Raw genomic sequence first — 12,041 nt, forward strand, 5'->3', positions numbered from 1 at the left:
CAGAGCGTTGAGGAGGGAGAAATTCCTCTTCAGCGCTTTTTGTCGATTTTTTATGGAACGACTAAAAAGTATCGGTGACGAAACTAGGACTGCCGATATTTGAAAAATAAAAAGTGTACTGGAGGAGGAAACAGTGAATATTGTAGCATTGTTTAACGCGCTGCCGGGGGGCTGTGCACAGGGGCTGATCTGGGGAATCATGGCGATCGGCGTATTTATTACCTATAAGATTCTGGATCTGGCAGATCTGACCGTAGACGGCACGATGTGTACCGGGGGTGCGGTCTGTGTCGTGATGATGATGAATGGGCATTCCGTTGGATTTTCCCTGTTCTGCGCATTTGTTGCAGGTATGCTGGCTGGTCTGGTAACGGGCATTTTCCATACAGCAATGGGAATCCCGGCAATCCTGGCAGGCATTCTGACACAGCTCGGTTTGTATTCTGTCAACCTGAGAATTATGGGCAACAAGGCCAATGTAGCGCTCGTTACTGATAAATATGACGTGCTGGTTTCTATGCGTTACCTTAAAAACGTTGTTTTTTACAAAAATACGCTGTTTGTTGTAGCAATTGTGATCGTTGTACTGATCGGAGTTTTATACTGGTTTTTCGGTACGGAATTGGGCTGTTCCATCCGCTCCACGGGCTCCAATCAGAACATGTCCCGTGCACAGGGCATCAATACAGACATGACAAAGATCATCGGTCTGATGCTGTCTAACGGCATCGTAGCGCTTTCCAGCGGTCTTCTGGCGCAGTATCAGGGCTTTGCGGACATCAACATGGGACGCGGTGCGATCGTAATCGGTCTGGCTGCGGTCATCATCGGCGAAGTCGTATTCGGCAAAATCAGCCGCAACTTTGCATTCAGTCTGCTGACAGTAGCGCTTGGATCCATTATTTATTACTTAGTTCTGCAGGTTGTTTTGTGGTTTGGCTTAAATTCTAATGATTTGAAGCTTTTGTCAGCGATCGTTGTAGCAGTATTTCTGGCGATTCCTTATATGAAGCGAAAATATTTTTCCAAACCTGTTAAAAAGGGAGGTGTCAGACGTGCTTGACTTAAAATCCATTAGTAAAACTTTTAATGCGGGGACAGTAAATGAGAAAACCGCACTGAATAACCTTTGTCTCCATTTAAATGATGGGGATTTCGTAACGGTGATCGGTGGAAACGGCGCCGGAAAATCTACCATGCTGAATGCGGTTGCAGGTGCGTGGCCGGTTGATGAGGGCACGATTGAGATCGGTGGCGTCAATGTCACAAAGCTTCCGGAATATAAGCGTGCAAAGTATTTAGGGCGCGTGTTTCAGGATCCGATGACCGGAACAGCAGCCAGTATGCAGATTGAAGAGAATATGGCGCTTGCGGCGAGAAGAGGGCTGAGCCGTACCTTGAAAAAAGGAATCAGCAGCAAAGAACGGGAATTTTACAGGGAGCGCCTGGCAGAGCTGGGACTGGGGCTGGAGGATCGTATGACCTCCAAAGTTGGTCTGCTTTCTGGTGGTCAGAGACAGGCACTGACACTTCTGATGGCTACCCTGAAAAAGCCGCAGCTTCTGCTTTTGGATGAGCATACAGCGGCACTGGATCCCAAAACAGCTGCAAAGGTACTGGAGGCAACAGACCGGATTGTTGGACAGGACAACCTGACGACTCTGATGATCACCCACAACATGAAGGATGCAATTGCACACGGCAATCGCCTGGTTATGATGTATGAAGGACATATTATCTATGACGTGGCAGGGGAAGAAAAGAAAAAGCTGCATGTATCAGATCTTCTGGAGAAGTTTGAACAGGCCAGCGGCGGCAGTTTTGCAAATGACAGAATGATTTTATCCTGATTATTTTTGAATCCAAAGGTTTTACCTCTGTGTTTTGTAAAAAATACTGGATTTTTGACGAAAAGTATGAGAAAATAGCATCAGCGTACAGCTGGTGCTTTTTTCATGGAGATCTGCTTCGGATCTCTTATATGGAAGAAAGCTTTGCGCCTTTTTGGTGTGCCTGCTGACGAAAATTTCATCCATTAGACGAAAGGAGATAACACATGATTTATTCACACGAAGTAGAACAGATGTGTCCGGTAGCACAGGGCGTTAACCATGGCTGTGCTCCCATCCCGGAAGAAGCAAAATGGGTAAAAGCCAAAGAGATCAAGGACATATCCGGTCTGACTCATGGTGTTGGCTGGTGTGCACCTCAGCAGGGTGCCTGCAAACTGACACTGAACGTTAAGGAAGGTATTATTCAGGAAGCACTGGTAGAGACCATCGGATGTTCCGGTATGACTCATTCTGCTGCTATGGCTGCAGAAATTCTTCCTGGCAGAACTATTCTGGAGGCTCTGAACACTGACCTTGTATGTGATGCGATCAATACAGCTATGAGAGAGCTGTTCTTGCAGATCGTTTATGGTCGTACACAGTCCGCATTCTCTGAAGAAGGTCTGCCGATCGGCGCAGGTCTGGAGGATCTGGGCAAGGGCTTAAGAAGCCAGGTTGGTACTATGTATGGTACCCTGAAGAAAGGCCCTCGTTACCTTGAAATGGCTGAAGGTTATGTAACCGGTATCGCTTTGGATGCAGACGATCAGATCATCGGCTACAAGTTTGTAAACTTCGGCAAGATGACAGACTTTATGAAGAAGGGCGATGACGCTCAGACAGCATATGAGAAAGCATCCGGTCAGTATGGTCGTGTGGATGATGCTGTAAGAATCATCGATCCCAGACAGGAATAAAAGGAGGAGGTAACGAAGCATGGCATTATTTGAGTCTTATGAAAGAAGAATTGACAAGATTAACGCTGTTTTAAATAGCTACGGAATTGCTTCCATCGAAGAAGCTGAAAAAATCACCAAAGATGCCGGCCTGGATGTTTACAATCAGGTAAAGAAAATCCAGCCCATCTGTTTCGAGAACGCTTGCTGGGCTTACACTGTAGGTGCAGCGATCGCAATCAAGAAAGGCTGCAGAAGAGCAGCTGACGCAGCAGCAGCAATCGGCGAAGGACTGCAGGCTTTCTGTATCCCCGGTTCCGTTGCTGATCAGCGTAAAGTAGGTCTTGGTCATGGTAATCTGGGCAAGATGCTGCTGGAAGAAGAAACAGACTGCTTCTGCTTCCTGGCAGGTCATGAGTCCTTTGCAGCAGCAGAGGGTGCTATCGGTATTGCTGAGAAGGCAAACAAGGTTCGTAAGAAACCTCTGCGCGTTATCCTGAACGGTCTTGGCAAGGATGCTGCACAGATCATTTCCAGAATCAACGGCTTTACTTATGTAGAGACTGAGATGAACTATTACACCGGCGAGCTGAAGGAAGTATTCCGGAAATCTTATTCCGAAGGCCTTCGTTCCAAGGTTAACTGCTACGGCGCAAATGACGTAACAGAAGGTGTTGCAATCATGTGGAAAGAGGGCGTAGACGTTTCCATTACCGGTAACTCCACCAACCCGACCAGATTCCAGCATCCTGTTGCAGGTACCTACAAGAAGGAATGTGTAGAGAAGGGCAAGAAGTACTTCTCCGTAGCTTCCGGCGGCGGTACCGGTCGTACCCTGCATCCCGATAACATGGCTGCAGGTCCTGCTTCTTATGGCTTCACAGATACACTTGGCCGTATGCACTCCGATGCGCAGTTCGCAGGTTCTTCCTCTGTACCCGCACACGTTGAGATGATGGGTCTGATCGGTATGGGCAACAACCCGATGGTTGGCGCTACTGTAGCTGTAGCTGTTTCCGTTGAGGAAGCTGCTAACGCTGGCAAGTTCTGAGAAATCCAGTAAAATCAAGGGTTATCGTGGTTCTGAATGTTCCACGATAGCCCTATTTTTTTCCACGTAGCACACACGAGGTAGCACACAAATTGTGTAAAGCAAAAAGGGCATCTGCAAAAGCAGACACCCCAAGAATGTCCGCACCCTCGACTCCTCTTTGCGGATTTCAGAATTTGTTTCTCAGCTTTCGGTATTCTCTCGGCGAATATCCTTTCAACTTGTGAAAAAGCCGACTGAAATAAAGCTGGTTATCATATCCGACAATCTTAGAAATCTCATTGATGGAATAAGTTGTTGTTTCAAGTAACATCTGAGCATTGTTGATGCGGATTCCCACAATGAATTGCATTGGTGTAGAACCGGTATATTTTTTGAAATTTCGGATAAACCAGCTGACACTCATGCCTCGTGAGGCAGCATAATCATCAATATTGATATTTTGATTGTAGTTTTCACTGAAAAAGGTAACAGCATTATCCATCTCATGATCAAGGTATTCATTTTTTAATATGTGCTCTCTTGTCAGTTCCCGGTGGAAACTGATCAGAAGATGACGTAGCAAAAGGACAAGCATTTCCTCATAATTGTCTTGACAGCGTTGGAGCTCGATAATGATACGTTTGAAAATTTGTTCATATTCATTAGATGTACCCACTTGAAAGACACGTTCTTTATCCGGAAACCCATATTGACGTAAGATATTTTTCACATTGCTTCCTGTGAAGTGAATCCAGTATACTTCTGTCTTATCTTCTCCGTAATATTCATATTTCTGAAGTTCTTTCGGTCTGTACAGTACAATGTTGCCGGCTGGAACAATCGTTTCGTTATTTACATTATCAAAATGAAAATGCCCACAACCAGCAGTGATATATATAATCTGATAATCCAGACGACCCCTTGGACGGTAGGTAGGAAGTTTGGGATGTCTGGAAAGACGGTAAGTACCACAGCTACCTACAATCAGCGGACAACTTTTGTCTTTGAAATCCATATGTGAGTGGTTCAAATAACCGGTGTTCAAATACATAGGACAGCACCTCTTTTCGCACTTTTTATCATTGTATCATTTAGTGCATATTTTGTCTAATCCAATTTATAGACATATTTTGCGGATTAGGATAAGCTATATATATAGCATAACTAAGGAACGTAAACAAAAAAGTAAAGTATAAGGTTTGCTTTAGGGAAACAAAGAACAAAAAAGTATATGTATTGGAGGAGAGTTATTTATGATCGTACCACGTTATTATGAAAATCTAAGCGTACTGCACGAAAACACAATGCCAGCCAGAGCCTATTATATTCCGGCATCCAGAAGAATGGATAACTTGGTGGAACACAGAGAAGAGTCAGATCGTATGCAGTTATTGAATGGAACTTGGAAATTCCAGTATTTTAACAGCATCTATGACATTCAGGATTCTTTCTTTGAGAAGAATTATGATACAGAAAATTTTGATGAGATTCAGGTTCCAAGTGTATGGCAGATGGCAGGATATGATACACACCAGTATACAAACATCCGGTATCCGTTTCCGTTTGATCCACCATATGTGCCACAGGATATTCCGTGTGGAGCTTATGTACATAATTTTGAGTACAGCAGAGATGAGAAAGCATCAAAAGCTTTTTTGAACTTTGAAGGAGTAGACAGCTGCTTTTATGTATGGATCAATGGCTCTTACATAGGATACAGCCAGGTTTCACATATGACCAGTGAGTTTGATGTTACCGATGTACTTCAGGATGGAACGAATACGGTGGCAGTGTTGGTAATGAAGTGGTGTGATGGTTCCTATTTGGAAGATCAGGACAAATTCCGTATGAGTGGTATTTTCCGGGATGTGTACATTTTGAAACGCCCAAAACAGGCAATCAGTGATTATCATATTAAAACAAGAATTGAGGATATGCTTGCGAAAGTAGAAATTGAAATGAAATTCTACTCTCCGTTAAATGTAAAAATTTCGATTGAAGATAGAAACGGAGCAGTTGTAGCACTAGGAAGTATTGCTGAAGAAGGAACAGCTGTATTAGAAATCGCAAGTCCGGAACTTTGGAATACAGAAAATCCATATCTATATAAACTGATTCTTGAAACAGAGAATGAAGTAATTGTAGATCACATTGCATTAAGAAAGATAGAGATTAAAGACCAGGTTATTTATTTAAATGGACAGAAGATTAAATTCCGTGGTGTCAATCGACATGATTCTGATCCGGTTACTGGATTTACAATCAATCCGGAACAGATTACAACCGATCTTACGTTAATGAAGCAGCATAATTTTAATGCGATCCGTTCCAGCCACTATCCGAACGCACCATTTTTCTATGAAATGTGTGACAAGTATGGATTCATGGTAATAGATGAAGCAGATATTGAAGCTCATGGTCCATTTATGATCTACAGAAAAGAAGACACTGATTACAATCGGTTCAAACGATGGAATGAGAAGATTGCAGATGATCCGGTATGGGAAGAGGCAATCGTTGATCGCGTAAAACTCATGGTGGAACGTGACAAAAACCGTTTCTGTATTGTTATGTGGTCAATGGGAAATGAGAGTGCTTATGGCTGCAACTTTGAAAAAGCACTGGAATGGACAAAGAATTTTGATCCAGACCGTATCACACAATATGAGAGTGCAAGATACCGTAATTATGATGAAACATATGATTACAGCAATCTGGATGTGTACAGCCGGATGTACCCGGCGCTTTCCGAAATTCAGGAATATCTGGATAAAGATGGAAGCAAACCCTTCCTTTTGGTAGAGTACTGTCACAGCATGGGAAACGGACCTGGAGATTTTGAAGATTACTTCCAGATGATTCAGGATAATGATAAAATGTGCGGCGGCTTTGTCTGGGAATGGTGTGACCATGCGATTGCTCATGGAACTGCTGAGAATGGAAAGACTATATATGCTTATGGGGGCGACCATGGCGAAGAAATTCATGATGGCAACTTCTGTATGGATGGATTAGTATATCCGGACAGAACGGTACATACAGGACTTTTGGAATACAAGAATGTTTATCGCCCGGCAAGAGTTATTTCCTATAACAAAGAAAGCGGAGAACTGGTGCTTCATAACTACATGGATTTTGATGACTTGAAAGATTATGTGAAGATTAGTTATGAGCTGACACAGGATGGTCTTGTGATCAGCAAAGGCATACTTCCGGAGTTTTCTGTGGCACCACACGGGGAAGGAAAAACAAACCTGGAGATCAATGTTCCAGAGAATGGGAAATGTTATTTAAAACTTATTTACCATCTGAAAAAAGAATTGCCACTGTTGGATGAAGACCATATTCTTGGATTTGATGAAATTGAGGTAAGTAAAGAGGATACAAAATGTAAACTTGCAGAGAAATGGATACCAAAAACAGTAGTGGACTCTGAATTACAGGTAAATGAAAATGATACACAGATTCATATCAAGGGGCGTGAATTTGCTTATACCATAGACAAACGTACTGCACTCTTTACAGAGATGAAATTCGCAGGGCGGGAATACTTGAACCATCCGATGGAATTAAATATTTGGAGAGCTCCAACAGATAACGATATGTACATCAAGTCTGAATGGAAGAAAGCCCACTATGATAAGGCTTACACAAGAGCCTATACGACAGAGGTTGTGCAGGGAAAACATGGTGTGAAGATTACAAGCCATGCTTCCGTTGTGGCAGAGACAGTACAGAAGATTCTTGATGTGACGATTACATGGAAAATAGAAGCTGCTGGAAAGATTGATGCAGATATTGCAGTAACAAAAGACGATGAATTCCCGGATCTTCCGAGATTTGGTGTGAGGATGTTCCTGGATAAAAAACTTTCAGCTGTAAGATACTTTGGAATGGGACCACAGGAAAGTTATTGTGATAAACATCAGGCTGCGAGCCACGGTTTGTACCGGGCAGATGTAGGGGATTTACATGAGGACTATATCCGTCCACAGGAAAATGGAAGCCATTATGATTGTGAATATGTAGAGCTTAACAACAGCCGATATGGAATTGTGGCATCCGCAGAAAAGGCATTTTCATTCAATGCTTCTTATTATACACAGGAAGAACTTGAGAAGAAAACGCATAATTATGAACTGACAGAATCAGATAGTGTAGTATTTTGTGTTGACTACGCATTAAATGGCATTGGTTCTAATAGTTGTGGTCCAGTTGTATTGGATCAGTACCGATTTGATGATGTATTATTCCGGTTCCAGTTTACACTGATACCGTATGTAAAGGGATAATAAAGTTTCATGTAACCCGTAAACAAGGAAAGAGAGTCTGATTGTAATGTAAAGTCCGGATATACAGAGCAATCAGACAAAAACAGAGAAAAAAATATAATTAGACATCATACGGTTAGACATATTGAGATTCTAAGTGCGATGAAGATGAGGAGCAAAGAAATTCGATGGAAGAAAAAAAGTATTTGAAATGGTATAACAAAATTGGATACGGATCAGGTGATATTGCAGGTAATGTAGTCTATGCGTTCCTGACATCTTTTATGATGGTCTATCTGACGGACTCGGTAGGACTTGCTGCAGGTGTCGTGGGTACCCTGATTGCCGTATCAAAACTATTTGATGGTTTTACGGATATATTTTTTGGATCAATGATTGACAAAACACACAGTAAAATGGGAAAAGCGAAACCCTGGATGCTATATGGATACATTGGTTGTGCCATTACGCTGGTCTGCTGCTTTGCAGTACCAGTCAGCTTTGGAACAACGGCTAAATATGCATGGTTCTTTATTTCTTATACACTGTTAAATGGTGTGTTTTATACAGCAAACAATATTGCTTATTCAGCACTTACGTCACTGATTACAAAGAACAGCAAAGAGCGTGTACAGATGGGATCTTACCGTTTTATTTTTGCATTTTCAACAAGTCTTCTGATTCAGGCGATTACAGTTGGATTTGTAGATAAATGTGGTGGAGATGCTGCGGCATGGAGAACGGTTGCTATTATCTATGCAATCATTGGTCTGGTCGTAAATACGATTTCAGCACTTTCTGTTAAGGAACTTCCGGAGGAAGAACTTAATGAAGGAGAAGTAAAGAATGATAATGAAAAGTACGGAATGGTACAGGCATTCAAGCTTCTTGTTAAAAACAAATATTACATGATGATTTGTGGAACATATATTTTACAGCAGTTATATGGTGCCATGATTGGAGCTGGCATTTATTACATGACATGGGTACTGAAAAATAAGAATTTGTTTGGACAATTTGCATGGGCAGTAAATATTCCACTGATCATTGCCCTGATTTTCACACCGACATTAGTTGGTAAGTGGAAAGGTATGTATAAACTGAACTTAAGAGGTTATGTCTTAGCAGTCATCGGTAGAGCACTTGTTGTTGTTGCAGGATATATGGGCAGTGTTCCGCTGATGATGGCATTTACAGCTCTTGCAGCCTTAGGTCAGGGACCATGGCAGGGAGATATGAATGCAGTTATCGCATCTTGCTCTGAATACACTTATCTTACGCAGGGAAAGAGAATTGACGGAACGATGTACTCTTGTACTTCTCTTGGTGTAAAAATCGGTGGAGGTATTGGAACCGCTGTTGTTGGATGGATGCTTGAGTTCAGTGGATATGTCGGAACAAATGCAACTCAGCCACAGTCTGCACTTGATATGATGCAGTTCATGTATCTTTGGCTTCCGTTAATCTTTGATGTATTGATTATGTTTGCACTTTCAAGAATGAATGTAGAAGATGCAAATAAAAAACTGAAAGCAGAAAAAGGAATTGCTGCAGATGAAGTAACAGATGCATTAGACATAAATTAGAATTGACAGGAGAAAGCGTTGTCTGGTCGTTGCTCGATGAGACAGTGCTTTTTTCTATATATAAAGTGATAGAACTGTATTTTGAAAATAAAAAAGGACCACTTCATTTTTGTGAAATGGCCTTAAGAAAATATTCAGTTTTCACAAAATAGTCCTTTTAGTATTTATACATGGTAAGGATGCTCAAAATATTCAGTGTAGAATACTAAAAGGTCATTCAGATATTTTTTTAGGTTGCTCATTTGCAATTCCTCCTTTCCTTATTTACAAGTTGATTATAAGATAGGTGTAAAAGGATTGCTTGCCAAATCGAAAGAAGATATAGACAAATGTTGCAAAGGGGAGTATTTCATGCAGTTAAAATATGTTGACACAAAAGAGGAGATCATAGCAATAAATAGGAAGTCAAAACATATTGAACCACATCTTCATAATGCACTGGAGATCGTTTGTGTAACAAGTGGAGCATTAGAACTTGGTGTCGGACAGGAACTATACCATATGGAAAAAGGAGATATAGGCTTTGTATTTCCAGATGTTATTCATCACTATCAGGTACTGACACCCGGTGTAAATAAAGCGACTTATCTGATTGCATCGCCATTTACGATAGCCAAATTTGCAGATATCATGCAATCCATGGCTCCTGAATACCCAATCATCAAAGCGGAAAAGGTTGAACCGGAGGTATATAGGGTTATAAATGCAATTTTAGAGACAGAACAGTCGGATATTACTGTTGCACAGGCATATCTTCAAATTGTGTTGGCACGCTGCATAGGAAAATTAAATTTGGTAGAAAAGAGTAATGTGGGGAGCAACGATCTTATTTACCAGACAGTTTCCTATATATCAGCAAATTTTAAGAAGAAGTTTTCTCTGGAAGAGATGGCAAAAGATCTGGGGGTGAGCAAATATGTTTTATCCAGACTCTTTTCCAAAACATTCCATAGAAACTTTAATCAATATCTTAACGATGCAAGGCTGAACTATGCATGCCATCGTTTGGAAAATACGAGTGATTCTATTACAAACATTTGTCTGGATAGTGGATTTGAAAGTCAGAGAACATTTAACCGAGTATTTAAAGAAAGATATAAAATATCACCAAGTGATTATCGAAGTACTTGTGTGAAAGAGATGTTGTCATAAAAGGTTCTGTTGATCGAAATATTTACTTTGATTTTACAGTGCTATGTATTTGATTTCATGTGTGGATGATATAATATAAAAATATTTGTAGAAAAAAGAGTTTTATTCTATTATGAAAAGAATAAGGTGTATTCTAAAGAAAAATAGAAAAAATGAAAAAGGTGCTTGACATCGACAAACAGTCCTGATATACTTTATGACTGTTGCGACGAACGAAAGCAACACGGATTTCTGAAAAGAAATTCAAAAAATAAAAAAATGCTTGACACGAGCCGAAAGTTCTGATAAACTAATGAACTGTTGCTGCGAGTGATAAGCAACCGGGTTTCGAAAGAAGCTTGAAAATAAAATAAAAAAGTTCTTGACAAACAGAACTGCTTATGATAAACTAAATAAGCTTTCTGACAAACAGAACAAATGTTCTTCAAAAGAAATGCTTCTTAAGAAGAACAGCACCTTGACAAATAAACAGTAATGCAACCCTGAAAATTCCAAACAGAACAAAAGTTCTGAGAGAAATTTCAGAGAACAAAAACCTAAAACAACAGTAGAACGGTAAAATTAGCTAGACTGATTTTGACCGGACAAACTTAAACATGAAGTTTGATCCTGGCTCAGGATGAACGCTGGCGGCGTGCCTAACACATGCAAGTCGAACGGGTCATGGATGAAGTTTTCGGATGGATTTAAAACAGCTTAGTGGCGGACGGGCAGTAATGCGGGTAACCTGCCACACTGGGGATAACAGTTAGAAATGGCTATACCGCATAGGCGCACGTTCCGCAGGGAACAGTGTGAAAACTCCGGTGGTGGAGATGGTCCGAATCACTAGCCGTTACGGGGTAACGGCCCACAAAGCGACGATCAGTAGCCGACCTGAAGGGTGAACGGCCACATTGGACTGAGACACGGCCCAGACTCCTACGGGAGGCAGCAGTGGGGAATATTGCGCAATGGGGGCAACCCTGACGCAGCAATACCGCGTGAGTGAAGAAGGTTTTCGGATCGTAAAGCTCTGTTATTGGGGAAGAAAACATGACGGTACCCAATGAGGAAGTCCCGGCTAACTACGTGCCAGCAGCCGCGGTAATACGTAGGGGACAAGCGTTGTCCGGAATGACTGGGCGTAAAGGGCGCGTAGGCGGTCTATTAAGTCTGATGTGAAAGGTACCGGCTCAACCGGTGAAGTGCATTGGAAACTGGTAGACTTGAGTATTGGAGAGGCAAGTGGAATTCCTAGTGTAGCGGTGAAATGCGTAGATATTAGGAGG

Annotated in this window: 8 protein-coding genes and 1 rRNA gene; 8 read left to right on the plus strand and 1 reads right to left on the minus strand. The window is 41.6% G+C overall.

All coding sequences use genetic code 11. From position 1 onward, the window contains the following. Positions 1-133: 133 nt before the first annotated feature. From ACLTOQ_RS11935 to ACLTOQ_RS11950, 4 genes are all read left to right on the plus strand, one after another. Entirely contained in the window at positions 134-1,063 is a 930-nt protein-coding gene (locus tag ACLTOQ_RS11935; protein ID WP_412319518.1) for an ABC transporter permease, read from the plus strand. Next, a complete protein-coding gene (locus ACLTOQ_RS11940; RefSeq protein ID WP_021914622.1) occupies positions 1,056-1,850 on the plus strand; it encodes an ABC transporter ATP-binding protein in 795 nt (264 codons plus the stop codon). The genes ACLTOQ_RS11935 and ACLTOQ_RS11940 overlap by 8 nt, the downstream gene beginning before the upstream one ends. A 206-nt stretch (positions 1,851-2,056) precedes the next feature. Continuing rightward, positions 2,057-2,749, plus strand: coding sequence for an iron-sulfur cluster assembly scaffold protein (locus ACLTOQ_RS11945; RefSeq protein WP_021914621.1), 693 nt, complete (start codon positions 2,057-2,059; stop codon positions 2,747-2,749). A gap of 19 nt (positions 2,750-2,768) precedes the next feature. After that, a complete protein-coding gene (locus tag ACLTOQ_RS11950) occupies positions 2,769-3,779 on the plus strand; it encodes a GGGtGRT protein (RefSeq protein WP_021914620.1) in 1,011 nt (336 codons plus the stop codon). Positions 3,780-3,948: 169 nt separating this feature from the next. On the opposite strand, the gene ACLTOQ_RS11955 is transcribed toward ACLTOQ_RS11950, so the two are convergent. Then, the gene (locus tag ACLTOQ_RS11955; RefSeq protein ID WP_138344479.1) at positions 3,949-4,812 is read right to left on the minus strand and encodes an AraC family transcriptional regulator; all 864 of its coding nucleotides are present in this window, start codon (positions 4,810-4,812) and stop codon (positions 3,949-3,951) included. 202 nt (positions 4,813-5,014) lie between these two features. Between ACLTOQ_RS11955 and ACLTOQ_RS11960 the strand changes: the two genes are divergently transcribed. The 4 genes from ACLTOQ_RS11960 to ACLTOQ_RS11975 all read left to right on the plus strand — a co-directional run. After that, complete coding sequence (locus tag ACLTOQ_RS11960) at positions 5,015-8,053, plus strand: glycoside hydrolase family 2 TIM barrel-domain containing protein (protein ID WP_412319521.1); 3,039 nt, start codon at positions 5,015-5,017, stop codon at positions 8,051-8,053. Positions 8,054-8,220: 167 nt separating this feature from the next. Further along, positions 8,221-9,618: an MFS transporter gene (locus ACLTOQ_RS11965; protein WP_238033580.1), complete on the plus strand. Its 1,398-nt coding sequence runs from the start codon at positions 8,221-8,223 to the stop codon at positions 9,616-9,618. Positions 9,619-9,969: 351 nt separating this feature from the next. Continuing rightward, complete coding sequence (locus ACLTOQ_RS11970; protein ID WP_278608263.1) at positions 9,970-10,770, plus strand: helix-turn-helix transcriptional regulator; 801 nt, start codon at positions 9,970-9,972, stop codon at positions 10,768-10,770. Positions 10,771-11,361: 591 nt separating this feature from the next. Then, positions 11,362-12,041, plus strand: a 16S ribosomal RNA gene (locus ACLTOQ_RS11975); the annotation flags it as partial.

The organism is Gallintestinimicrobium sp. (assembly GCF_046968865.1).
Lineage (GTDB): Bacteria > Bacillota > Clostridia > Lachnospirales > Lachnospiraceae > Gallintestinimicrobium > Gallintestinimicrobium propionicum.